This window comes from Streptomyces sp. NBC_01351, assembly GCF_036237315.1.
Taxonomy (GTDB): domain Bacteria; phylum Actinomycetota; class Actinomycetes; order Streptomycetales; family Streptomycetaceae; genus Streptomyces.
Window position 1 is genome coordinate 1,552,021 of the sequence record NZ_CP108356.1, and the last position, 23,890, is coordinate 1,575,910.

General features: G+C 74.3%; 23 protein-coding genes. 6 read left to right on the forward strand and 17 right to left on the reverse strand.

Going from position 1 to position 23,890, the window contains the following annotated elements:
• Positions 1-164: 164 nt before the first annotated feature.
• From OG625_RS07200 to OG625_RS07210, 3 genes are all read right to left on the reverse strand, one after another.
• Positions 165-455 carry a hypothetical protein gene (locus OG625_RS07200; RefSeq protein ID WP_329377457.1) on the reverse strand — a complete coding sequence of 97 codons (291 nt, stop codon included), beginning with the start codon at positions 453-455 and terminating at the stop codon, positions 165-167.
• Positions 456-1,017: 562 nt separating this feature from the next.
• On the reverse strand, positions 1,018-1,665 hold the full coding sequence (locus tag OG625_RS07205) for a TIGR04282 family arsenosugar biosynthesis glycosyltransferase (RefSeq protein ID WP_329377459.1): 648 nt from the start codon (positions 1,663-1,665) through the stop codon (positions 1,018-1,020).
• 46 nt (positions 1,666-1,711) lie between these two features.
• On the reverse strand, positions 1,712-2,413 hold the full coding sequence (locus OG625_RS07210; RefSeq protein WP_443067678.1) for a glycosyltransferase family 2 protein: 702 nt from the start codon (positions 2,411-2,413) through the stop codon (positions 1,712-1,714).
• 115 nt (positions 2,414-2,528) lie between these two features.
• Here OG625_RS07210 and OG625_RS07215 point away from each other — a divergent pair, with 115 nt between their 5' ends.
• On the forward strand, positions 2,529-3,260 hold the full coding sequence (locus OG625_RS07215; protein WP_329377463.1) for a response regulator transcription factor: 732 nt from the start codon (positions 2,529-2,531) through the stop codon (positions 3,258-3,260).
• Complete coding sequence (locus OG625_RS07220) at positions 3,257-4,381, forward strand: sensor histidine kinase (RefSeq protein WP_329377465.1); 1,125 nt, start codon at positions 3,257-3,259, stop codon at positions 4,379-4,381. The genes OG625_RS07215 and OG625_RS07220 overlap by 4 nt, the downstream gene beginning before the upstream one ends.
• A gap of 175 nt (positions 4,382-4,556) precedes the next feature.
• Here the strand turns inward: OG625_RS07220 and OG625_RS07225 are convergent, their stop codons facing one another.
• From OG625_RS07225 to OG625_RS07235, 3 genes are all read right to left on the reverse strand, one after another.
• Positions 4,557-5,627 (reverse strand): NAD-dependent epimerase/dehydratase family protein, encoded by a 1,071-nt coding sequence (locus tag OG625_RS07225; RefSeq protein WP_329377467.1) that lies wholly within the window; start codon positions 5,625-5,627, stop codon positions 4,557-4,559.
• Positions 5,628-5,916: 289 nt separating this feature from the next.
• Positions 5,917-6,447, reverse strand: a complete 531-nt coding sequence (locus tag OG625_RS07230; RefSeq protein WP_329377469.1) for a WhiB family transcriptional regulator — start codon at positions 6,445-6,447, stop codon at positions 5,917-5,919.
• Positions 6,448-6,621: 174 nt separating this feature from the next.
• Positions 6,622-7,251 carry a TetR/AcrR family transcriptional regulator gene (locus OG625_RS07235; protein WP_329377471.1) on the reverse strand — a complete coding sequence of 210 codons (630 nt, stop codon included), beginning with the start codon at positions 7,249-7,251 and terminating at the stop codon, positions 6,622-6,624.
• A 159-nt stretch (positions 7,252-7,410) separates the two neighbouring features.
• Between OG625_RS07235 and OG625_RS07240 the strand changes: the two genes are divergently transcribed.
• Positions 7,411-8,211, forward strand: coding sequence for an alpha/beta fold hydrolase (locus OG625_RS07240; protein WP_329377473.1), 801 nt, complete (start codon positions 7,411-7,413; stop codon positions 8,209-8,211).
• Between the two features lie 49 nt (positions 8,212-8,260).
• Here OG625_RS07240 and OG625_RS07245 read toward each other — a convergent pair whose 3' ends face one another.
• The 3 genes from OG625_RS07245 to OG625_RS07255 form a co-directional block, all read right to left on the reverse strand.
• Entirely contained in the window at positions 8,261-8,776 is a 516-nt protein-coding gene (locus tag OG625_RS07245) for an O-acetyl-ADP-ribose deacetylase (RefSeq protein ID WP_329377475.1), read from the reverse strand.
• 24 nt (positions 8,777-8,800) lie between these two features.
• Positions 8,801-10,219, reverse strand: a complete 1,419-nt coding sequence (locus OG625_RS07250; protein ID WP_329377477.1) for a phytoene desaturase family protein — start codon at positions 10,217-10,219, stop codon at positions 8,801-8,803.
• Positions 10,220-10,328: 109 nt separating this feature from the next.
• The gene (locus tag OG625_RS07255; protein WP_329377479.1) at positions 10,329-11,153 is read right to left on the reverse strand and encodes an inositol monophosphatase family protein; all 825 of its coding nucleotides are present in this window, start codon (positions 11,151-11,153) and stop codon (positions 10,329-10,331) included.
• Between the two features lie 132 nt (positions 11,154-11,285).
• Here OG625_RS07255 and OG625_RS07260 point away from each other — a divergent pair, with 132 nt between their 5' ends.
• Both OG625_RS07260 and OG625_RS07265 read left to right on the forward strand, forming a co-directional pair.
• Positions 11,286-12,449, forward strand: coding sequence for an alpha/beta hydrolase (locus OG625_RS07260; protein WP_329377481.1), 1,164 nt, complete (start codon positions 11,286-11,288; stop codon positions 12,447-12,449).
• Positions 12,450-12,538: 89 nt separating this feature from the next.
• On the forward strand, positions 12,539-13,507 hold the full coding sequence (locus OG625_RS07265) for an arylamine N-acetyltransferase family protein (protein ID WP_329377483.1): 969 nt from the start codon (positions 12,539-12,541) through the stop codon (positions 13,505-13,507).
• A gap of 85 nt (positions 13,508-13,592) precedes the next feature.
• Here OG625_RS07265 and OG625_RS07270 read toward each other — a convergent pair whose 3' ends face one another.
• The 7 genes from OG625_RS07270 to OG625_RS07300 form a co-directional block, all read right to left on the reverse strand.
• A complete protein-coding gene (locus OG625_RS07270) occupies positions 13,593-14,594 on the reverse strand; it encodes a TIGR03842 family LLM class F420-dependent oxidoreductase (RefSeq protein ID WP_329377485.1) in 1,002 nt (333 codons plus the stop codon).
• Between the two features lie 25 nt (positions 14,595-14,619).
• A complete protein-coding gene (gene hydA, locus OG625_RS07275) occupies positions 14,620-16,020 on the reverse strand; it encodes a dihydropyrimidinase (RefSeq protein ID WP_329377487.1) in 1,401 nt (466 codons plus the stop codon).
• 10 nt (positions 16,021-16,030) lie between these two features.
• Positions 16,031-17,326, reverse strand: coding sequence for an aspartate aminotransferase family protein (locus OG625_RS07280; protein WP_329377489.1), 1,296 nt, complete (start codon positions 17,324-17,326; stop codon positions 16,031-16,033).
• Positions 17,323-18,165, reverse strand: coding sequence for a nitrilase-related carbon-nitrogen hydrolase (locus OG625_RS07285; RefSeq protein WP_329377491.1), 843 nt, complete (start codon positions 18,163-18,165; stop codon positions 17,323-17,325). Before OG625_RS07285 ends, OG625_RS07280 begins: the two co-directional genes overlap by 4 nt.
• Positions 18,166-18,332: 167 nt before the next feature.
• A complete protein-coding gene (locus OG625_RS07290) occupies positions 18,333-20,354 on the reverse strand; it encodes a hypothetical protein (RefSeq protein WP_329377493.1) in 2,022 nt (673 codons plus the stop codon).
• 45 nt (positions 20,355-20,399) lie between these two features.
• The gene (locus OG625_RS07295) at positions 20,400-20,786 is read right to left on the reverse strand and encodes a PPOX class F420-dependent oxidoreductase (RefSeq protein WP_443067679.1); all 387 of its coding nucleotides are present in this window, start codon (positions 20,784-20,786) and stop codon (positions 20,400-20,402) included.
• Positions 20,787-20,899: 113 nt separating this feature from the next.
• Positions 20,900-21,151 (reverse strand): helix-turn-helix domain-containing protein, encoded by a 252-nt coding sequence (locus OG625_RS07300; RefSeq protein WP_329377495.1) that lies wholly within the window; start codon positions 21,149-21,151, stop codon positions 20,900-20,902.
• Between the two features lie 65 nt (positions 21,152-21,216).
• Between OG625_RS07300 and map the strand changes: the two genes are divergently transcribed.
• Entirely contained in the window at positions 21,217-21,984 is a 768-nt protein-coding gene (gene map / locus OG625_RS07305; RefSeq protein ID WP_329377497.1) for a type I methionyl aminopeptidase, read from the forward strand.
• A 22-nt stretch (positions 21,985-22,006) separates the two neighbouring features.
• Here map and ggt read toward each other — a convergent pair whose 3' ends face one another.
• Positions 22,007-23,803, reverse strand: a complete 1,797-nt coding sequence (ggt, locus tag OG625_RS07310) for a gamma-glutamyltransferase (RefSeq protein ID WP_329377499.1) — start codon at positions 23,801-23,803, stop codon at positions 22,007-22,009.
• Positions 23,804-23,890 lie beyond the last annotated feature (87 nt).

Consider the following 23,890-nt stretch of genomic DNA (forward strand, 5'->3'; position numbering starts at 1 on the left):
CCGGGGTGCGCTGCGGGGTGCGCTCGTCGCAGGGGGCGCGCTGGTGCTGATCACGCTTCCGCTGCTGCTCCGACCCGGCGCCCCGGCCAACCCGTCGGCACTGCCGCTGCCTTACGGCCGGAACCTGCTCCTGGTACTCGCCGCGATCGCGACCCTGGCCGCCATCACCGCAGCACTACCCCGCCGACGCCCCCGCACGGCGCCGGAGACCCGGCCCGAGCCGGGTCCGGGTCCGGGTCCGGGTCCGGGTCCGGGTCCGGGTCCGGGTCCGGGTCCGGGTCCGGGTCCAGGTCCAGGTCCAGGTCCAGGTCCAGGTCCAGGTCCAGGTCCAGGTCCAGGTCCAGGTCCAGGTCCAGGTCCAGGTCCAGGTCCAGGTCCGGGTCCAGGTCCAGGGCCCGACCCCGAGCCCCGGCCTGGGCCTGGGTCCGGGCCCGGACCCGGACCGGAATCTGCACCCGGCGCTTAGGCCGTTTCTCCCCCAGCTACCGCTGGGAGGTGCCCCCAGGGGCTCCGCCCCAGACCCCGCGCCTCAAACGCCGGCGAGGCTGAGGTGGCCCAGACGGGGTCGGGTGTGCGTCGGGGCGTCCCCACAGGCCAGGGCAGAGCCAGGCATGGGCCGGGGCGTCCCCGCAGGCCCGGACGGGGCCGGGTGTGTGCAGGGGCGTCCCCGCAGGGCGTCGAACACAACCACCCTCGGCCCACCGACCCCCCGACACGTTCGACGCCCGAGGAGACGCCCCGGCGCGCGCCCGGCCACGGCCGGGCCGGCACCCCACACCGCCCCCTCACCAACGTCCCGGGACAACACCCCTAGGCCGGCGGCACCAAGGCCTGAGGGCGCCGGGTCAGTACTACGAAGGCCCGGCCCGCCACCCGCCACTGGTCCAGGACCGCCCAGCCGGTCGCCTCGGCGTGCCGACGCAGGGCCCGGGCGCCGACCCGGGCCCAGGCGAAGGGCGTGCCGAGGCGGCCGCCGCCCGCCAGGCAGTGGGTTCGCCGGGGCCGGGCCCAGCGCGCTCATGCGCGTACGGCCCGGCTGCCGGGCTCGCGCGGCGCGGAGGTCAGCCGCGCGTGCAGGGCCGCGAAGCGCCCGCCGGCGGCTTCGGCGGCCACCAGCCGCGCGTCCTCGGCGGTGTCCACGTCCCGCAGCACCGGCAGCCGCCCGACCCGCAGCCCGGCCCCGGCCAGCCGCGCGTACTGCGCGGCGCCGGTCCCGGGGACGGACATGGGTACGCCGCGCAGCAGCCCGGGGTCCGGCCGCGCCAGGCCCAGCGCCCAGAAGCCGCCGTCGACGGCCGGGCCGAACCAGGCGTCGTACGCGGCCCAGTCGGCTGCCGGGGCCAGCAGCTCGGGGGTGACCTGCGGGGTGTCCATGCCGATCAGCAGGGCCGGGCCGGCGCATCCGGCGAAGGCGGCGGCGAGCCGCTCGTCGAGGTCGCCGCCGGATTGCGGGACCACCTCGAACCCGGCCGGCAGCCAGGGTCCGGGCCGCCCGTCCAGCACCAGGACCCGCCGTTCGGCCGGCGTGGCGGCGACGGCCTCCAGGGTGTCGGCGAGCGCGGCCTCGGCCAGGGCCGCGGCCTCGCCCGGGGTGAACGGCGGTGTCAGCCGGGTCTTCACCCGCCCCGGTACGGGTTCCTTGGCGATGACGAGCAGCGTGGTCACGCCCGGCCCCCGCTCACGCCCGGCCCCCGCTCATGGGCGCCGCCGCTCATGGGCGCCGCCCGCTCATGGGTGCCGCCCGGCCCACGGGCGGTTCGGCCAGCACCCGGCTCATGTCGCGGACGGCCTGCCAGGTGCCCCGCCAGGTGCCGGTGACCTTGGACTTGCCCGCGCGGGGCAGGTACGGGACGTCCACCTCGCGCACCCGCCACCCGGCGTCGGCGGCCCGTACGACCATCTGCAGCGGGTAGCCGCTGCGCCGGTCGGTCAGTTCCAGTGCGAGCAGCGCCTCGCGCCGGGCCGCCCGCATCGGACCGAGGTCGTGCAGGCGCAACCCGGTGCGGCGGCGCAGCATGTGGGCCAGCGCCAGGTTCCCGGCCCGGGCATGGGCCGGCCAGGCGCCCCGTCCCCGCGGTCTGCGGCGGCCGAGTACGAGGTCGGCGCCGCCGTCCGCCACGGTCGTCGCGAACTCCGCGAGCAGCCCGGGGTCCAGGGAGGCGTCGCAGTCGCAGAAGCAGACGATGTCCGCCTCGGCGGCGAGCAGCCCGGCGTGGCAGGCCGCGCCGAAGCCGCGGCGCGATTCGCGCACGACGGTCGCGCCGAGGTCGCGCGCGAGGGCGGCGGACCCGTCGTCGGAGCCGTTGTCGACCACGACGGCCCGCCAGCCGGCGGGGATGCGGGCGAGCACCCAGGGCAGCGCCTCGGCCTCGTTCAGACAGGGAAGTACGACGTCTACGGTCACGGGTTTCACCGTAGGGATCCGGGCCGGGCCGGGGCCCCTTCGACTCCTTACGAAACGCGGACGTCACCCTCGTCGCCGCCGCCCCGCCACTACGGCCGGCCCGCCGGATGCGAGGCTGTCCGCCATGAGCGTGGAACCCCCTCCCTCCCCTTCCGGGCGCGTCCTGGTCGTCGACGACGACCCGACGGTCGCCGAGGTCGTCACCGGCTATCTGCGGCGGGCCGGTTTCGCCGTGGAGCACGCGGCGGACGGCCTCGCGGCGCTCGCGAGCGCCGGGCGGTCCTGGCCCGACCTCGTCGTCCTGGACCTGATGCTGCCGGGGCTGGACGGGCTGGAGGTGTGCCGCCGGCTCCGTGCCGTCGCCCCGGTGCCGGTGGTCATGCTGACCGCGCGCGGCGACGAGGACGACCGGATCGCCGGGCTGGAGCTGGGCGCCGACGACTACGTCACCAAGCCCTTCAGCCCGCGCGAGCTCGTCCTGCGGGTGGAGTCCGTACTGCGCCGCGGGCGCGCGGTCCCGACAACCACACCGCCGCAGCCCGCGCTCGGCGGCGGCGGGCTGGCCCTGGACCCGGGCACCCGCCGGGCCACCAAGAACGGAGGGGAACTCGCGCTCACGCTCCGCGAGTTCGACCTGCTCGCGCATTTCCTGCGGCACCCGGGGCTGGCCCTCGGCCGGGAGGAGCTGATGCGGGACGTATGGGGCTGGGACTTCGGGGACCTCTCCACCGTCACCGTCCACGTGCGCCGGCTGCGGGCCAAGATCGAGGACGATCCGGCGCTGCCGCGGCTCATCCAGACCGTATGGGGCGTCGGCTACCGCTTCGACCCCGCCCCGGAGGGCGATTCCGCGTGAAGGACCTGCTGCTGATCGCCGCGTTCGCCCTCGGCGGGGCCGCCTGCGCCGGGCTCCTCGGCGCCCTCGCCCTGCGGCTGCTGCGCCACCGTTCGGTCACCGTCGCCCTCACCGTGGTGGCCGCCGTCGCGGTGACGGCCATGCTCGCCGGCACCCTGTCCGTGGCCCGGGCGATGTTCCTCTCCTCCCACGACCTCACCGTGGTGACGCTCGTCGTGGCGATGGCCGCCGTCGTCGCGCTGGCCACCGCCGTACTGCTGGGGCGCTGGGTCGTGGCCCGCAGCCACGATCTCACGCTCGCCGCCCGGGAGTTCGGGGACGGGGGTGATTTCGCCGCGCCGGCCGTCCCGGCCACCGCCGAACTCGCCGCGCTCTCACGGGAATTGGCCTCCACCAGCGCCAAACTGGCCGCCTCGCGGGAGCGCGAGCGAGCCCTGGAGGCCTCGCGCCGCGAGCTCGTCGCCTGGATCTCCCACGACCTGCGCACTCCGCTGGCCGGGCTGCGCGCGATGTCGGAGGCACTGGAGGACGGCGTGGCCCCGGACCCGGCCCGCTACCACCGGCGGATCCGCACCGAGGTCGAGCGGCTGAACACCATGGTCGGCGACCTGTTCGAACTGTCCCGCATCCACGCCGGAGCACTGACCCTCACCCCCACCCGGATGTCGGTCTACGACCTGGTGGGCGACGCGCTCTCCGGGGCCCACGTACTCGCCGACGAACACGGGGTCCGTCTGACGGGCGGGCAGGTCGAGGCCGTGCCGGTGCTGGTGGACGCCAAGGAGATGACCCGGGTCCTCGCCAACCTGCTGGTCAACGCGATCCGCCACACGCCCGCCGACGGCACGGTCGCCATCGCCGCCGAGCTGCGCGCCGACTCCGGCGCGGTCGTCCTCTCCGTCACAGACGGCTGCGGCGGCATCCCGGACGAGGACCTCCCCCGCGTCTTCGACACCGGCTGGCGCGGCACCACCGCCCGGACGCCCCCGGCGGGCGCCGGCCTGGGCCTCGCGATCGTCCGCGGCATCGTCGAGGCCCACTCGGGCCACACCGACGTCCGCAACGTCGCCGGCGGCTGCCGCTTCGAGGTGACCCTGCCGTTGCCCGCCCGGGGCGTTTAGCGGCCCGGGCCCCTGGGGCTCCGCCCCAGACCCCGGTCCTCAAACGCCGGACGGGCTGAAATTGCCCTCCGGGCAATCCAGCCGCGCCTGGCGGACGGCAGCCCCCACTCCCAGCCCCTCCGGCGTTTGAGGCGCGGGGTCCGGGGCGGAGCCCCGGTCTTTGAGCCGCACCCCCCTACGCCGGCTGCGGCGAAGCCGCCGACGCGCGCTGCGCCGCATGCGCGAACTCCGTCACCCCCTCGGCGAAGCCGACCTCCGGCCGCCAGCCCAGCTCCGCACGCAGCCGGCGCGAGTCCGCCGTGATGTGCCGTACGTCGCCCAGCCGGAACTCCCCCGTCACCACCGGGTCGGGGCCCCCGTGGGCCCGTGCCAGCGCCCGCGCCATCTCCCCGATGGTGTGCGGCTCGCCGCTGCCCGTGTTGTACGCGGCCAGCGACCCGGCGGCCCGGCCCCCGACCGCCTCCAACGCCACCGCGTTGGCCGCGGCCACGTCCCGTACGTGGACGAAGTCGCGCCGCTGCGCCCCGTCCTCGAACACGCGCGGCGCCTCGCCGCGGGCCAGCGCCGAGCGGAAGAAGGAGGCCACCCCCGCGTACGGGGTGTCCCGCGGCATCCCCGGCCCGTACACGTTGTGGTAGCGCAGCGCCACCGCCCGGCCGTCCACGCACCGCGCCCAGGACGCCGCCAGGTGCTCCTGCGCGAGCTTCGTCGTCGCGTAGACGTTGCGCGGGTCCACCGGGGCGTCCTCGTCCACCAGTCCCGGCACCAGTTCCGCCCCGCACCTCGGGCAGCGCGGCTCGAAGCGCCCCGCCTCCAGGTCCGCGACCTCGCGCGGCCCGGGGCGCACAGCGCCGTCGCGCGGGCACTCGTAGCGTCCCTCCCCGTACACGACCATGGACCCGGCCAGCACCAGCCGCCCGATGCCCGCCTCGGCCATGCCCGCGAGCAGTACCGCCGTACCGAGGTCGTTGCAGCCGACGTACCCGGGCGCGTCCGCGAAGTCCTTGCCGAGCCCGACCATGGCGGCCTGGTGGCACACGGCGTCGACCCCGCGCAGCACGGCCCGTACGGCCTCCGCGTCCCGCACGTCCCCGCGGACCAGCTCCGCGTCGGGCAGGGCCGGCGGCCGGGGATGGGCGGCGGGCAGCAGCGCGTCCAGGACCACCGGCTGGTGCCCGCGCGCGTTCAGTGCCGAGACGATGTGCGCGCCGATGAATCCGGCGCCTCCCGTGACAAGTACTCGCATCCCGCGGACGCTACGGAACCGCGCACGCGCACGGCCCGTTCCACGCCGCGACGCAAGACTTCCGTCACCGCAGGAGTGACCGGTCGGGGACGGCCCCGCCACCCGGTCCGGACCGGACCCCAGACGGGCACCCCTCGTCCAGGGCCCCCGCTTCGGACAGCGCCGCCTGGAGCGGTAGTCCAGCGGGTTCCCGGCGAACGGGCGTGCACGGCGCGAGCAGTGCACGCCCGCCCCGCCCGCCCAGCCCGCCCCCGTCGCCCCGGGTCGGAGCGGCCGGAGCGGCCGGGGCTCATCCGGTGGAGCGCCGGGCCCCCGGCCCGGGCCCACCGGGCCCACCGGACCCGTCGCACCCATCGCGGCCGTCCTCCGCGCTGACGTAGAACGCGGCGTTCGCCCCCGTCACCGAGGCCGTGTGGGCGGCCCAGGGCTCCACCCCGAGCGCCAGGCCGATCCGGGTCAGGCTCCATCCGAGCCGGGACAGCCGGTGCGCCACCGCGGGCCTGTCCACGGCCGGCAACGCCACGGACCGGCCCGCCTGCAGCTCGTCGATCACCCGGGGGTCGAGCGCCCGCAGGCTGGCGGCGTACGCACGCAACCGGCGCCGTTCCCGAGCGGTGAACCCGCCCCAGATCCCCTCGCTTTCGGACACCTCCAGTGCGTGCGTCAGGCAGCGCCGCCGTATCGGACACCCGCGGCACAGCTCCTTCGCGGCCGCCACCCGGCGCTCCTGCTCCGCGCCCGCGTGAGCGGCGGGGAAGAACAGGTCCGGATCCGCGTCGCGGCAGGCCGCGGTGTCCGTCTCGAGCAGAGCAGTGGTCATCGGAACTCACCTCGTCTTCGGGTGCCGGTCATCGGAACCCCCGCTCGCACCGGCACTCTCGTACTGGATCACGTGGGCAACACGCCTGGATGAACGGGTCGGTTCACCCCGGTGTCGGCAATCGTGCAGCCGCTCGCCCCCGAGGCCGTTCCCCCGTGGTCCGAGCGCCGCGTTTCAGGCGGGACCGGGCTCCGGCCAGGCCCTCATCGCGGCCTCCGCGACCTTTTCCAGCGTCTCGCGGGACGCCCCGTCGACCGCCTGCTGGTTCATGCCCTGGATGACCGACGCGTAGAAGGTGGCGAGGCCCTCCGCGTCCACATCCCCGGGAAGGGCTCCGGTTTCGACGTCCCGGCGGATGAGCGCGGCGAGGGACGCCTTCGTGGCCTCCCGGATCGTGCGGAGGTCCGTCTGTACGTCCTGGGAGCCGGGGCCGCAGTTCGTCGCCGCCGTGATGATCAGACAGCCCGGCGGATGGCGCGGGTCCGTGTAGTCCGCCGCCACGCGCATCAGCACGGCCCGGACCGCCGTGCGGGCATCGGGGACCTCCTCCGACGCGGGGACCGTGCCGTAGGTGCGCTGGTACAGCTCCACGGCCTCGCCGAACAGCTGCCGCTTGTCGCCGAAGGCCGCGTACAGGCTGGGCGGGTTGATCCCCATGGCCTTGGTGAGCGAGGCGATGGACGTGGTCTCGTACCCGTACGTCCAGAACTCCTCCAGCGCCACGGCCAGGGCTTTGTCCCGGTCGAAGGCGCGGCGGGACCGCGCCCTGGGGGCCGTCTGCCCGTTCTCACCACTCAGCGTCACGCACGCAGTCTACCCCGCCACCTGTAGCGACCGCTAAAGGCATTCTGCTACGGTCTCCCACATCTCAGCTTTATCGATCACTAAAGCCGGGATGGCCCGGCGCGGCCACCTCACGCCGCTCCCGTGCCTGCCTTGACCACACACGCAAAGGACCCCGCCATGACCACCGCACCCCTCACCCCCCTCGCCCCCCACACCCCCTACGCCCGCACCGTCCGCGGATCCGGCCCCGGCCTCCTCCTCGCCCACGGCGCGGGCGGCGGCATCGAGGCCAACTACGGGCCGATCATGGACGGGCTCGCCGCGCGGCACACCGTCGTCGGGGTCGACTACCCGGGCGCCGGCGCCACCCCCACCGCCCGGACTCCCCTGGAACTCGACGAGCTGGCCGATCAGTTGGTCGCGGCGGCGGATGCCGAAGGCCTCGATACGTTCGCCCTCTCGGGCTATTCCCTGGGCGGCCCGGTCGCCGTTCGCGTGGCCGCCCGCCACCCCGAGCGGGTCACCTCGCTCGTCCTGAGCGCCACCTTCGCCCGCGTGGACACCCGCACCGAGCTGGCCGCATCCATCTGGCAGCAGCTCTTCGCCTCCGGCGAGCACACGCTGCTCGCCCAGTACATGACCCTGCTGGCCTTCGGCACTCCCGCCCTGAACTCCTTCACCCCCGCCCAGCTCCGCACCGCCGCCGAACAGACCGCCCCCTCGATCCCCCCGGGCACCGGTGATCAGGTCGACCTGGTGCGGCGCGCCGACGTGCGGGCGGACCTCGCCGCCATCACCGCGCCGACCCTCGTCGTCGTCACCACCGCCGACTCCCTCATCCCGGCCGCCCTCCAGCACGAGGTGGCAGCCGCCATCCCCGGCGCCGTCACCGCCGAACTCCCGACCGGGCACCTGCCCTTCCTGGAGCAGCCCGGGGAATGGCTGGATCTCATCACCGGCTTCCTCGGCCGCCGGTAGCCCGGCCGACAGTCCCGGGAGCCCGCGGTGGCGGACGGCCGGCGTCGTACTACGAGGTGTGGGTCCGCTCGACGAACACCTGGAACGCCCGCTCGTCGAAGAGGACGAAGCGGACCTCCTCCACCTCCGTCTTCGCGCTCCGCACGGTCTCGACGGCGATCCGGGCGCCGTCGTCCATGGGCCAGCCGTAGACGCCCGTCGAGATCGCCGGGAAGGCCACCGTCCGCGCCCCCAACTCGTCGGCGACCCGCAGGGATTCGCGGTAGCAGGAGGCGAGCAGCTCGGAGCGGTCCTCCTCCCGCGACCAGACCGGACCCACGGTGTGGATCACCCATTGGGCCGGGAGGCGGCCCGCGGTGGTGGCCACGGCGCGGCCGGTCGGGAGGCCCTTGCCGTAGTGCGAGCGGCGCAGGACCCGGCAGGCTTCGAGGATCTCGGGGCCGCCCCGGCGGTGGATCGCGCCGTCCACTCCCCCGCCCCCGAGCAGGGAGGAGTTCGCGGCGTTGACGATCGCGTCCACGTGCTCGGTGGTGATGTCGCCCTGGACCAGGGTCACTCGCAGCATCGTCGTGCCTCTCTCGTTCGCGGGTCAGGAAGCGGCGCGCAGCCGGCGCCAGACCGCCTTCGCGGCGTTGTGGCCGGACATCCCGTGGACGCCCGGTCCCGGCGGGGTCGCGGAGGAGCAGAGGAAGACCGCCGGGTGGGCCGTCGTGTACGGGGTGAGGGAGAGCTTCGGCCGCAGCACCAGCTGGAGGCCCGTGGCGGCGCCGCACGCGATGTCCCCTCCCACGTAGTTGGGGTTGCGGGCGGCGAGCTGTGGCGGGCCGGCCGTGGCGCGGGCCAGGACCAGGTCGCGGAAACCCGGCGCGAAGCGCTCCAGTTGGCGTTCGACGGCGTCGGTGAGGTCGCCGTCCCAGCCCGCGGGGACGTGTCCGTACGCCCAGAACACGTGCTTGCCCTCGGGCGCCCGGCCCGGGTCGACGAGGCTGGGCTGCGCCGTGATGAGGAAGGGGTTGCGGGGGGCCCGGCCGCTCGTGGCGAGCTGGAGGGCGGCGTCGATGTCCCGGGTGTTCGGGCCGACCTGGACGGTGCCGGCGCGGCGGGGCTCCTCCGCGGTCCACGGGACGGGGCCGTCCAGCGCGTAGTCGATCTTGAACACGGAGGCGCCGTACTTGTAGCCGTCGTACGCGCGCCCCAGGCGGGCGATCCGGGCCAGCGCGGTCGGCGAGGTGTCGAAGACGTACGCGCGGGCCGGCGGGAGGTCGTCGAGCCGCTTGACCTCGAAGCCGGTGTGGATCGTGCCGCCGAGGTCGCGCAGGTACGAGGCGAGCGCGTCGGAGATCGACTGCGAGCCGCCGCGCGGCATCGGCCAGCCGTTCGCGTGCGCGGCGAGGGCGAAGACCATGCCGACCGCGCCGGTGGCGAACCCGCCGAGCGGGGCGATGACGTGCGCGACGAGCCCGGAGATCAGCGCCCGCGCCCGGTCGTCCTGGAAGCGGCGCAGCAGCCAGGTGGAGGGCGGCAGCCCGGTGAGTCCGAACCGGGCGAGGGTGAGCGGATCTCGGGGCAGCGCGGTGCTCGGCAGGGACATGAAGTCCCGGGCGAGGGTGTCCCATTTGCCGAGGAACGGTTCGACTAGGCGCCGGTACGTGCCCGCGTCGCGCGGCCCGAATGAGGCCGCCGTCTCGGCGACCGAGCGGGACAGCACGGCAGCCGTGCCGTCGTCGAAGGGGTGTGCCATGGGCAGCGGGGCGTGCAGCCACTCCAGCCCGTACCGCTTGAGCGGCATCGTGGCGAAGACCGGCGAGCCGATGCCGAGCGGGTGCACCGCCGAGCACGGGTCGTGCCGGAAGCCCGGCAGGGTGAGCTCCTCGGTCCGGGCCCCTCCGCCGACCGTCTCCCCGGCTTCGAAGACGGCCACCGAGAAGCCGCGCCGGGCCAGTTCCACGGCGGCCGTCAGCCCGTTGGGCCCCGCCCCCACCACGACCGCATCGAGAATCGACGGCACTTGCGACTCCTTCGTCCGGCGGCGCCTGCGCCTCCAGGATATTGCGCCCGCCCCGCCCGCCCGCACCGCGGCGGCCGCGGCGGCCGACGTGGATACTGCCCGCCGACCGCTACTGACCGCGCAGCAGGTCGCGGATCCGTACGGTGGTGGCCTCGTCGCGGCCGACCGCGAACGGCAGCGCGTTGTCCAGGTCCACTCGGAAGGGGACCCCGTCGACGGTGCTGTGCGCGCCGCCCGCCTCGGTGACCAGGAGCAGCCCGGCCGCGTGGTCCCAGGCCGAAGGCCAGGTGAAGGCCAGGCCGTCCATCTCGCCGCGGGCCACCTTCAGGTACTCCAGGCCCGCCGAACCGCAGGGCCGGGCCGCGACCCCGGGCACGTCCAGCCGGCCCAGGACGCGCTTGTGCTCGTCGGAGGTGTACAGCGGGTGGGCGATGGCGACCCGCAGTTCGGCGCCCGCCTCGGGCGAACCGCACAGGATCCGCTCGCCGTTGACGTACGCGCCCTCCCCGCGCACGGCGGTGGCCAGCTCCTCCAGGGCGGGGGCGAAGGTCCAGGAGGCGAGGATCTCCCCGCGGTGGGCCAGCGCCACCAGGGTGCAGAAGCCGGCGTCGCCGGCGACGAACTGCCGGGTGCCGTCGACCGGGTCCACGATCCACACCGGGGCGTCCCCGCGCAGCGCGCCGTAGACCGTCGGGTCGGCGTGCACGGCTTCCTCGCCGACCACGGCGGAGCCGGGCAGCAGCCGGGTCAGGGAGGCCGTCAGGTGCTCCTCGGCCTTGCGGTCGGCGACGGTCACCAGGTCGTGCGGGCCGCTCTTCTCGTCGACCTCGTGGTCGGCCAGCTGTCGGAACCTCGGCATGATCTCGACCGCCGCCGCCTTGCGGACGGCCTCTTCCACATCGGGCAGGCCCTTGGCCAGGAACTCATTGATCATGCCCCCAGGAAAGCACGACCGACCGACAAACCCCACCGACGGTTCCGGACGTCCGCCCGGACACCGGGTGTACTCGAGGTGAATCGGCCACCGTGAGGAGACCCCGCCACCCACCCACCCCCGGGAGACTCCGTGCGCCGTCCGTCCGTCCCGCGCCGCGCCCTGGCGCTGTTCGCCGCCGCGGCCGCACTCGCGGTGGCCGTACCCGCCGCCCCCGCCGGGGCCGCCGCGGTGGCCGCGGCGGCGAGCGGGACCGCCGCGGCATCGGCCCTGCCCTCGCTGCCCGCGCCCAACGCCCACGGGCTGACCCTGCGCACCTGGTCCACCGCCGCCGGCCAGAGCGAGCGGATGGGCGACGCCTCCCTCACCACCGCCGCGATCTTCGCCCCGCACGGCGGGACCCCGTCGATCGACCCGGTGCAGGTGTCGGTGCGCGTCCGGATCCTGCTGCCGGAGGACTACCGGCGCGACCGGGCCCGCCCCTACCCCGTGCTCTACCTGCTGCACGGCGGCAGCGGCGACGTCGAGCAGTGGTCGAAGCCCGACGAGGGCAACGTCACCGCCGCCCTGGCCGGTTCGGCCTTCCCGGGCATCGTCGTGATGCCGGAGGCCGGCAAGGCGGGCTGGTACAGCGACTGGCCCGGCCACACGGACGGCTTCTTCGCCCCGCAGTGGGAGACCTTCCACGTCAAGCAGCTGGTCCCGTGGATCGACGCCAACTTCAACACGGTGCGCGCCGCCTCCGGGCGGGCCGTCGCGGGAGTCTCGATGGGCGGGTACGGGGCCCTGCGCTACGCGGGCCGGTACCCGGAGGTGTACTCCGCCGTGGGCGCCTTCTCGGCCGGTACGGACATCTACCATCCCGGCGCCCAGCGCGTCATCGCCGACTCCACCTGGATGGCGGGCGCCTCCATCCTGTGGACGGGCCTGTTCGACGGCAAGTTCCGGGTGACGGGCGACACCCCGTACCGCATGGCGACGGTCTTCGGCCCGCCCTCCGGCTGGCCTTCCCTCAACCCGGCCAACCTCGCGCTGGACGGCAAGTACGCCCCGTACGGCGGGCGGATGGCCCTCTACGCGGGCGGCGCGGGCGGCGTCGGCGAGACGGACATCGGCGCGGGCGCCGCCGCCCTCCACCAGGACCTGAAGGACCGCGGCGTCAGCCACCGCTACTGCCGGGGCGCGGGCGAGCACCAGTGGCCGTACTGGGTCCCGGAGCTCAAGGACTTCGTGGCCTTCGTCTACGGCACGAAGCCGCAGACGTGCCCGAACGGCTGGGGCGCGGAGACCCCGTAGGCGGCCGCCGGCTCCCCGGTCCGGCGAACGTGACGTTCTCGCAGCCGGAGGCTCCGGCCGTCGGTGGACCCTTGTGCAGTATGTCCGGCATGACGACGAACGACGATGCCACGGCCTGGCAGGGCGGCCTCCTCGACCTGGACGCGTACCTCCGGCGTACCGGATACGACGGAGAGCTCGCGCCCACCCTCGACGTTCTGCGGGCGCTGACACGCGCGCACATCACCTCGATCCCCTTCGAGACCGTCGAGATCGTGCTCGGCCGGCCGATCCCCCTTGATCTGCGCGATGTTCAGGACAAGCTGGTCCACGCGCGCCGCGGCGGCTACTGCTACGAGCACAGCGTGCTGCTGGCGGCGGTGCTGGAGCGCGTCGGGTTCCGGGTGACGGGGCTGGCCTCGCGGGTGCGCATCGGTACCGAGGCGCTCCGCCCGGCCACCCACGCGATGCTGCGCGTGGAGACGGCCGAGACGCCCGAGACCGGCAAGGTCTGGATCTGCGACCCGGGCTTCGGCCGCAACCCCATCGAGCCCATGGAACTGGCCGACGGCGCCGAGGCCTCCCTGGGCGACTGGGGATTCCGGCTGAACCGGACCCTCACCGAGACCGGCAACCTGCAGTACACGATGCGCTCGCGCGGCGCCGACGGGTGGTTCGACCTGCACGCCTTCACCCTCGACCAGCGGTACGCGCCGGACTGGATGGTGGCCAACCACTTCCTGTCCACGCACGTCCGCTCCCCGTTCGCGGGGCGCCTCCTCGTGCAGCAGATGCGCGACCGGGAGCACCTCGCCCTGGACGGCAGCTCCCTCACCACGACGCTGCCGGACGGCACGGCCACGACGACCGCGTTCGCCCCGGAGGAGGTTCCCGAGGTCTTGCGCGAGGTGTTCGGCATGCACCTGCCCCACTCGGACCACGCCGAGCTCATCGCCCGGGTGTACGTGGCCCGTCAGGCCGTCGCCCTGTACCCGGCGACCGTGCACCCCCCGGCGCAGAACGTCCCGCACCTGTGGGCACACCGCCCCGGGCGCAGGATGGGCACCTCCATCTGCTGACACCACGCTCCGCACCCCGTGCTCCAGGCCCGCTGCCCCGCCGCGAATCGACAACGCGGCGGGGCAGCGGGCGTGGAGCGCGGCGTCAGCCGGCGAGCTCCGGGATGACGTGCCGGCCGTAGGCGTCGATCGTGGCCTCCCTCGCGTCGTGCATGTCGTACACCGCGAACTGGTCGACGCCGAGGTCGCGCAGGGCCCGCAGCTTCTCGATGTGGGCCTCTGCCGGGCCGAGCAGGCAGAATCGGTCGACGATCTCGTCCGGCACGAACGCCGTGTCGGGATTGTCGGCCCGGCCGTGGTGGCTGTAGTCGTAGCCCTGGCGGGCCTTGATGTACTCGGTGAGCTCGTCCGGGACCATCGAGGAGTGCTCGCCGTAGCGGCCGACGAGGTCGGCGACGTGGTTGCCGACCATCCCGCCGAACCAGCGGCACTGGTCGCGGGCGTGCGCGAGGTCCTCGCCGACGTACGCGGGGGCCGCCACGCAGATGGTGATCTCCGCCGGGTCGCGGCCGGCCTCGACCGCGGCCTCCCGGACCGATTTGACCATCCACTCGGTGAGATAGAGGTCGGCGAGCTGGAGGATGAACCCGTCGGCCTTCTGACCGGCGAGCGCGAGGGCCTTCGGCCCGTACGCCGCCATCCAGACGGGGAGCTTCCCCTCCCGGACCCAGGGGATCCGGATCGGGCTTCCGTCGACCACGGCCTCGCGGCCCTCGGCCAGGTCCCGGATGACGTCGATGGCCTCGCCGAGCCGGGCCAGGGTGTTGGGCTTGCGCCCGGCCACCCGCATCGCCGAGTCGCCGCGCCCGATCCCGCAGACGGTGCGGTTGCCGTACATGTCGTTGAGGGTGGCGAAGGTGGAGGCGGTCACCTCCCAGGTACGGGTGCCCGGATTGGTGACCATCGGGCCGATGTGCAGTTTCTGCGTGTTGGCGAGGATCTGGCTGTAGATGACGAACGGTTCCTGCCAGAGGACCGCCGAGTCGAAGGTCCAGCCGTAGCGGAAGCCGTTGCGCTCGGCGCGCTTCATGAGGCTGATCACCTGGGAGGCGGGCGGATCGGTTTGCAGGACGAGGCCGAAGTCCATGGCTGCTCCTTGCTGCGTGCGGTGCTTACAGGTACTGGCAGGTGGAGCGGGGGATGTACACCCCGTGGCCGGCCCGGCCGGTGAATTCGCGCTGGTCGATGACGAGTTCGCCGCGCGAGAGCACGGTGTCGACGCGTCCGGTGATCCGCTTGCCCTCGTACGCCGAGTAGTCCACGTTCATGTGGTGGGTCTCGGCGGAGATGACCTGCTCGGCGTGCGGATCGTAGAGGACGATGTCGGCGTCGGAGCCCGGCGCGATCGTGCCCTTCTGCGGGTAGAGGCCGAACATCCGGGCCGGGGTCGCGCAGGCGATCTCGATCCAGCGGCGGCGGCTGATGTGCCCGTCCAGGACGGCCTGGTGGAGGAGGTCCATGCGGTTCTCCACCCCCGGCAGCCCGTTCGGGATCTTCGAGAAGTCCCCGCGGCCCAGCTCCTTCTGCCCCCGGAAGCAGAACGGGCAGTGGTCGGTGGAGACCACCTGGAGGTCGTTGGTCCGCAACCCCCGCCACAGCGCCGCCTGGTGCTCGCGGGGCCGCAGCGGCGTGGAGCAGACGTACTTGGCGCCCTGGAAGTCCGGCTCTTCGAGGTTGTCGGTGGACAGGAAGAGGTACTGCGGGCAGGTCTCCCCGAAGACGGGCAGCCCCTTGTCGCGGGCCGCGGCCAGCTCGGCCACCGCCTCCTCCGCCGAGACGTGGACGACGTACAGCGGGGAGCCGGCGACCCGGGCGAGCTGGATCGCCCGGTGCGTGGCCTCCGCTTCGAGGAGCACCCTGCGGACCTCGCCGTGGTGGCGGGGGTCGGTCTCCCCGCGCGCCAGGGCCTGTTCGACGAGGACGTCGATCGCGATGCCGTTCTCGGCGTGCATCATGATCAGCCCGCCGTTGCCGGAGGCCCGCTGCATGGCGCGCAGGATCTGGCCGTCATCGCTGTAGAAGACGCCGGGGTAGGCCATGAACAGCTTGAAGGAGGTGACGCCCTCCCCGATGAGGAGGTCCATCTCCTTCAGGGTGCCCTCGTTGACGTCCGAGAGGATCATGTGGAAGGCGTAGTCGATCGCGCACTGCCCGTCGGCCTTGGCGTACCAGGCGTCGAGGCCCTCGCGCAGGGCGTGGCCCACGCCCTGTACCGCGAAGTCGACGATGGTGGTGGTGCCGCCCCAGGCGGCCGCCCTGGTCCCGGTCTCGAAGGTGTCCGAGGCGGAGGTGCCGCCGAAGGGCAGCTCCATGTGGGTGTGCGCGTCGACCCCGCCGGGGATGACGTACTTCCCGCTCGCGTCGATCGTGCGGTCGGCCGTCCAGGCCTCGGCGGCCGCCGAGCCGTGCGCGGCGAGGGCCGCCACGCGGCCGTCCTCGATGAGGACGTCCGCGTGGAGTTCGTCGGCGGCGGTGACGACGAGGCCGCCGCGGATCAGGGTGCGGATGCTCATGTGCGTCCCCCTACTGGATGCTGCGCAAGGCCTGTTCGAGGATCTCGGCGCCCTCTTCCGCCTCGGTGACGGTGAGGGAGAGCGGCGGCGCGATGCGCAGCACGCTGGTGTTGTGGCCGCCGCCCTTGCCGATCAGCAGGCCGCCTTCGCGGGCGGCTTCCTGTACGGCGGTGGCCGCGTCGGGGTCGGCCTGGTCGGTGCCGGGCTTCGTCAGCTCCAGGCCGGCCATCAGGCCACGGCCGCGGACCTCCCGTACGGCGGGCACGTGGGCTGCGATGGCGCGCAGCCGCTCCAGGAGCAGGCCGCCGACGCGGCGGGCGTTGCCCTGGAGGTCGTGTTCCAGCAGGTAGGCGAGGTTGGCGACGCCGGCGGCCATGGTGACGGGGGAACCGCCGAAGGTGGAGATGGAGTTGGAGTCGATGCAGTTCATCACCTCTGCGCGGGCCACGACTCCACCGATCGACATGCCGTTGCCGATGCCCTTGGCGAAGGTGAGGATGTCCGGCGGGCCGTTCTGCGCGTGGGCCTGCCAGCCCCAGAAGTGTTCGCCCGTACGGCCCCAGCCGGTCTGCACCTCGTCGCTGATCCACAGGATGCCGTGCCGGTCGAGGACCTCGCGGAAGGCCCCGTACAGGCCGTCGGGCGGGGAGGTGAAGCCGCCGACGCCCTGGATCGGCTCGGCGATGAGGGCGGCGACTCCTCCGCGGGCCTGGCCCAGTACGTCTTCCAGGTCCGCGACGGCGGCCGCGGTGAAGGCGGCGTCGTCGAGGTGGGCGAGGGGGCCGCGGGTGCGGACCGCGCCGTGGACGTAGTACGTCTGGAGCGGGGAGAGGCTGGTCGGGGACCAGCCCCGGTTGCCGGTGATCGAGACGGTGGAGAAGGACCGGCCGTGGTAGCTGTTGCGCATCGCCAGGATCTGGTTGGAGCGGCGGTACGTCGTCGCGAGCAGCAGGGCGGTGTCGTTGGCCTCGGTGCCGGAGGTGGTGAAGAAGACCCGGGCGTCGGGGATGCCGGACAACGCCGAGACGCGCTCGGCCAGTTCGATCATCGGCCGGTTGAGGTAGAGGGTGGAGGAGTGGATGATCCGCCCGGCCTGTTCGGCGACGGCCTTGGTGACCTCGGGCAGCGCGTGGGCGGTCATCGTGGTGAGGATGCCGCCGAAGAAGTCGAGGTAGCGGTTGCCCTCGGCGTCCCAGACGTGGCGGCCCTCGCCGTGGGTGAGCTCGATGGGGTGCTTGTAGTAGAGCGCGAGCCAGTCGGGCAGGACGGTGCGGTGGCGGCTGTGGAGCGGGGTGGGGTTGGTCACGGCTGTACGAGTCCTCCGTAGGCGTCGGGGCGGCGGTCGCGGTAGAAGGCCCACTGGTTGCGGACCTCTTCGATGAGGCCGAAGTCGAGGTCGCGGACGAGGAGTTCCTCCTCCTTGTCGCTGGCGACCTCGCCGACGAACTGGCCGCGCGGGTCGACGAAGTAGCTGGTGCCGTAGAAGTCGTTGTCGCCGTACTCCTCTTGGCCGACGCGGTTGATGGCGGCGACGAAGTACTCGTTGGCGACGGCGGAGGCGGGCTGTTCCAGCTGCCACAGGTAGGCGGACAGGCCTCGGGAGGTGGCGGACGGGTTGTAGACCAACTGGGCTCCGGCAAGGCCGAGTTGACGCCAGCCTTCGGGGAAGTGCCGGTCGTAGCAGATGTAGACGCCGACCTTGCCGACGGCCGTGTCGAAGACGGGCCAGCCGAGGTTGCCCGGGCGGAAGTAGTACTTCTCCCAGAATCCCTTGACCTGGGGGATGTGGTGCTTGCGGTACTTGCCGAGGTAGCTGCCGTCGGCGTCGATGACGGCGGCGGTGTTGTAGTAGAAGCCGGCGCTCTCGAGTTCGAAGACCGGCACGACGATGACCATGCCGGTCTCGCGGGCCAGGTCCTGCATGCGGCGGACGGTGGGACCGTCGGGGACGGCCTCGGCCCAGCGGTAGTGCTCGGGTTCCTGGACCTGGCAGAAGTAGGGGGCGTTGAACACCTCCTGGAAGCCGATGATCTGCGCGCCCTGCGCGGCCGCGCGGCGGGCGTGCTCCTCGTGTTTGGCGATCATCGATTCGGTGTCTCCGGTCCAGGTGGCCTGGACCAGCGCGGCGCGGACGACTTGGGCCATGAGCTGCTCCTCGCGACGGGAACGCCGAGTTCTACGCACGTAGACGGTGTACGTAGGGAGTAGAACGTAGGCCTCGGCACAGCGTGGGGCAAGACCGCGTTGCACGGTTGGAGTAGTCGATCACGTTAGGTCGCCACGCGGTCGGTTCCGGTCAGTGGACGGGCGGTTTACGCCGTGGCGATGCCGGCGAGACGGAGGGCGTGGACGAGGTCCCGGTGCCGGGTTCCGGGCAGGGCGCGGGCCGCCCGCAGCAGGCGGGGGGCGAACCACTGCGGGGCGCGGCGGGCCAGGTCGGCGGCCTCCTCGGCGGTGCGGACGTCGACGAAGGCGGCGAGGAGCACCCCGGTCTCCCGGTCCCGGCCGGCCTCCCCGAGGGCGAGGGCGGCTTCGGCGATCTCGGCGGCGGGGCGGGCCATGCCCTGGCGCAGCAGCCGGTCGCAGTCGGCCTCCCGGCCGGCCTCGTCGAGGGCGGCGGCGAGGGCGGCGAGCCGCTCGGGCGGGAGCGAGGCCGCCTCCCAGAGCAGCGTGGCCCAGTCGGCCGCGAGCCCGGCCCGCCCCAGCTCGCCGGCCACCCCGGGCAGCCACCCCGCGGGCCACCCGGCCACCTCGCACAACAGCGCATGCGCTTCCCCGCTCCGCCCGTCCGCACGCAGCCCGAGCAACTGCCCGACGACCCCGCGCACATCCCCCACGGAAACCCCTGCGGACTCCCCGGGGAACGCCCCCGCCATCGAGCCGCCGAGCCCCGCCGGATCCCCGGGGAACCGATCCACGCCCTGACCGTCGGGTCCCGCCCAAGCCCCTGCGGGAGCACCGGGGTTCTGACCCAACGCCGCGCCACCGGGCCCCGCCTGGGCCCCCGCGGGACCCCCGGGGAACGGATCCGCAGTCCAGCCTCGGAGCCCGGCCGACATCCCTGCCGGGGCCCCGGGGAAGGGGGCCGGCAGCGAGCCGCCGAGCCCTGCCGGATCCCCCGCGGGAAGGCCGGGATGCCGGGCGGGCGGGTGGGTGTCAGTGTCCCGGGTGGGCCTGGCCGGGCCGGGTGCGGGCTCCGGCCGGGGGCGGCCGAACCGGGCGCCCCGGGGAGTCGGCTCCGGTGAGCGCCCGAAGCGCGCTCCGCGCGGGGCCGGCAGGCCGGGTCCCGACTCGGCGCCCGCGTCGGGGCGGCCGAGGTCCGGCAGGGTGGCGGCCAAGGCCTCGGGGGCTTCCGACCCGGCGTACCGGGCACCCCCGGACCGCCGCCCACCCCGCAGCCACCGCCCCTCGGCCCGCCCCACGGGCCGCTCCCCCTCGCGCTGCTCGCCCACGGGCCGCTCCCCCTCGGCCCACCCCTCGTGCTGCTCCCCCTCGGCCGGCCCGACCGGCCACTCCCCCTCGGGCACCCGCTGCCTCGGTACCCCCGGCAGCGGGTCACCCGGCGTCGCCTGCGCGCCTCCCGCGGTCCAGCCCTCCCCGGGCACCTCCGCCCCCGGCGAACCGGCGAGCCCCGCGGACTCCGCAGCCGGCGAAGGCCCCGGCCAGGCCGCCCAGGCAGGAACCCCCGCGCCCAGCAACCCCTCCGGCCCCGATCGCGGCGCCCCCGCGGGCCGCGACCCGGGCGCCGCAGGGGCGTGCCCGTGTGGTCCGCCGACGGTCACCGGCCGCTCCCGCCAAGCGGGAGCCCCGTGCCCCGGCAGCGCCTCCGCGGGAGGGGACATCGTGGTCAGGCGGGCCGTCAGGTCCGCTTGGCGGGATGCGGCTCGGGTGGCGTCGTCCCGGGTCCAGGAGAGCTCCAGGGACAGGGCGTCCGCCTCCGAGGGGTCCGCCGTGGAGGACAGCCGCGCCGCGAGGTGACGCAGGGCCGCCTCCGAGTCCGCGCGCTGGGCCGTCGACACCGCGAGCAGGGTCCGCAGTTCGGCCTCGCCGCCCGGCAGGCGGTCCCACGCCGTGACGGCCGCCGCCCGCAGCCGGGCCGCGTATACGGTCTCCCGCTCCGCGAACTCCGCGCCCCGGGCCCCAGCCAGGTCCCCCAACAGGGACTCCAGCACGTCCCACGGAACCATCGCGCGCCCGTCGAGGCAGGCCCGCACGCCCTCCGGATCCCGGCGCAGGAACTCCCCGTACCAGCCCGTCTCGGAATCCAGCCTCTGCGTCAACCCCCGCAAGTACTCGGCGAGTTGAACGATCACCAGCGAAGTCGCGGTCTCCATGACCGCATTGGACCCCGCCAGTGTTACGGGAGGGCTACGCGCACTTCAAAGCTTGACGGCGATCGCCGTGTGCGGCCGCTTGCCCAGCCGGGCCACCGTGCCGGGAAGGTCCACCGCCCAGAACTGCCAGGTGTACTTCCGCGACATCAGCTTCCGCACCCGCTTCAGGCCCGCCTCGTCCAGCAGTCGCGCCTCGCCCTCCAGCACCGGCGCGCCCGCCGCCACCGTGCCCTTCACGTCGCACGCGGCGACGGTGACCCGCCCGTTGTTGCGGATCCGCTTCACCTTCCACGTCTTCGTGCGCGTCCACACGTACAGCTCACCGCCGTCCGCCACGGCCCACACCGGAGTGGCGACGGGCGTGCCGTCCTTGCGGAAGGTGGTGAGGCTGACGTATCTGCCCCGGTTCAGCTCGTCGAGCGTCAGAGTCATGCCCGGAGCCTAGCCGCGACCCGCGCCGGGACCCCGGCCCCGGTCGGCACTTCGAGCAGGACTCCAGCGCCGCACGGCCCCCGCGCAGCCCCCGCCCGGTCCGCCGCGCGGCGTCAGAGCGCGACGAGCGCGCAGCGGCGCATCACATCGTCCAGGGAGAGGCCGAGGGCCTCGGCGAGGGCCGCGACGGTGAAGAAGGCGGGGGTGGGCGCGCGGCCGGTCTCGATCTTGCGGAGGGTCTCCGCGGACAGCCCGGCGCTCGCCGCGACCTCGACCATGCTGCGCCCGGCACGGGCCTCCCGCAGGAGCGCGCCCAGCCGCTCGCCGCGCTCGCGCTCTTCCGGGGTCAAGGGGGTTCGGACCATGCCGCCATCCTACCCCGCCACCCCAATTACTATCCCGGTAAAGTTATACCGGTATAGTAATTGGCATGGTGGAACTCAAGACGGACCGATCGATCGACGAGATGCGCGCCGCCGGCCGCGTGGTCGCGCACGCCCTGGCCGCCGTGCGGGAGAGAGCGCGGGTGGGGGTGTCCCTGCTGGACCTGGACCGGGTGGCGCGCACCGTGCTGGACGAGGCGGGCGCCACCTCGCCCTTCCTCGGCTACCGGCCGCGGTTCGCGCCGGTGCCCTTCCCCGCGGTGGTCTGCGCCTCCGTCAACGACGCGATCGTGCACGGCATCCCGGACGGCTACCGGCTGCGCGACGGCGACCTGGTCAGCATCGACTGCGGTGCGAAGCTGGGCGGCTGGGTCGGGGACGCGGCCGTCAGCTTCACGGTCGGCCGGGCCCGCCCCGCCGACCTGCGGCTGATCGCCACGGCGGAGGCGGCCCTCGCCGCCGGCATCGCCGCCGCCGTGCCGGGCAACCGGATCGGGGACATCGCCCACGCGATCGGCACGGTGTGCCGGGGCGCCGGGTACGGCATCCCGGACGGCTTCGGCGGCCACGGCGTGGGCCGCACCATGCACGAGGACCCGGGCGTGCCCAACGAGGGCCCGCCGGGACGCGGCATGAAGCTGCGCCCCGGCATGGTCCTGGCGATCGAGCCGATGCTGACCGCGGGCGGCACGGACGACTACACCTGCGACGGGGACGGCTGGACCCTGCGCACCGTCGACGGCAGCCGCGCCGCGCACGCGGAGCACACGGTCGCCATCACCGCCGACGGCCCGAGGATCCTCACCGCCCTCTAGCTGCAGCCGCAGCTGGAGGCCGCTACGGCTTCCCGTGCGGGCGTACGACCATCGCCGAGCCGCCGCCGCGGCGGGTGGTCTCGGCCGCCGCCAGCCAGCGGCCGTCCGGCAGCCGCTGCACTCCGGTGGCGGCGCCGATCTCCGGGTTCTGCCGGAAGCCCTGGCCGAGCGCCTCCAGTTCCGCGCGCAGCGGGCTGTTCCACAGACCAGGCTCCAGCTCGGTGGTGGTCTGGTTGCGCTGGCTGGCGCGCGGCGCGGCGATGGCATCGACCAGCGGCAGGCCCCGGTCCAGGTGTCCGGTCAGGGTCTGCAGGACGGTGGTGATGATGGTGGCGCCGCCCGGGGAGCCGACGGCCAGGACCGGCCGGCCGTCCTCCAGGACGATGGTCGGGGACATGGAGGAGCGCGGCCGCTTGCCGGGGCCGGGCAGGTTGGGGTCCGGGACGCCGGGGGCGGCCGGGGCGAAGGAGAAGTCCGTCAGCTCGTTGTTGAGCAGGAAGCCGCGGCCCGGGACGGTGATCGCGCTGCCGCCGGTGGACTCGATGGTCAGGGTGTAGGACACCACGTTGCCCCAGCGGTCGGCGACCGTCAGGTGGGTGGTGTTCTCGCCCTCGTAGGTGGTCGGGGCGGCCTGCCCGGTCGTGGCGCAGGGTACGGGGTCGCGCGGATCGCCGGGGGCGAGCGGGCTGGTCAGGGTGGAGTCGGGCTTGATCAGGCAGGCGCGCGAGTCGGCGTACGCCTGCGAGAGGAGCTGCTTCGTCGGGACGTCCTGCGCGGCCGGGTCGCCGACCCAGCGGCCCCGGTCGGCGAAGGAGATCCGGGAGGCCTCGATGAAGCGGTGCAGGTACTGCGTCTCGGAGAGCGCCGAGAGGTCGCTGCCCTCCAGGATGTTCAGGGCCTCGCCGACGGTGGTGCCGCCGGAGGAGGAGGGCGCCATGCTGTAGACGTCCAGCCCGCGGTAGCCGACCCGGGTCGGGGCCTGGTGCTTGGTCGCGTACGCGCGCAGGTCCCCGGTGGTCAGGTCGCCGGGGCGGACGGTCCGGGTGGCGGCCGGGTCGACCGGGGGTGTACGGACGGCCCGGACGATGTCCTCGGCGATCGGGCCCCGGTAGAGCGCGCCGGTCCCCTTGCGGCGGAGTTCCGCGTAGGTGGCGGCCAGGTCCGGGTTCTTGAAGGTGGAGCCGACCACCGGCAGCGCGCCGCCCGGCAGGAAGAGCTTCGCGGTGTCCGGGAAGTCCTTGAACCGGGCCTCGTTGGCCGCGGTCTGCGCGCGGAAGGTGGCGTCCACCGTGAAGCCGTCGCGGGCCAGCTTCTCGGCGGGCCGCAGCAGGTGGCCGAGCGGGCGGGTGCCCCAGGCGTCGAGGGCGCTCTTCCAGGTGGCGGGGGTGCCGGGGACGCCGACGCCGAGGCCGCTGGTCTGGCCCTCCGCGAAGGGGATCGGGACGCCGTTCTCCTGGAAGAGAGTCGCGGTGGCCGTCGCGGGGGCGGTCTCGCGGCCGTCGATGGTGTGCACCCGGCCGGAGCGGGCGTCGTAGTAGACGAAGTAGCCGCCTCCGCCGATGCCCGCCGAGTAGGGCTCGGTGACCCCGAGCGCGGCGGCGGCCGCGACGGCCGCGTCCACGGCGTTGCCGCCGGAGCGCAGGACGGCGATGCCCGCGGCCGAGGCGTCCGCGTCGACACTGGCGACGGCCCCGCCGTAACCGGCCGCGACGGGCACCTTGGCGGGGGTGCCGGCGCCGGGCGGGGCCGCGGCCCCGGTGGAGACGAGCGCCCCGGCGAGGGCGACGAGCGCTAAGCGACGTGCGGCGGGACGGTGCATCCGGTTCCTCCAGTCGACGGCCTGTCAGACCTAGATGGAGCAGAGTAACTTCGCGGCACCCCCCGCGTCAGGAGAGCAGCGTGGCGG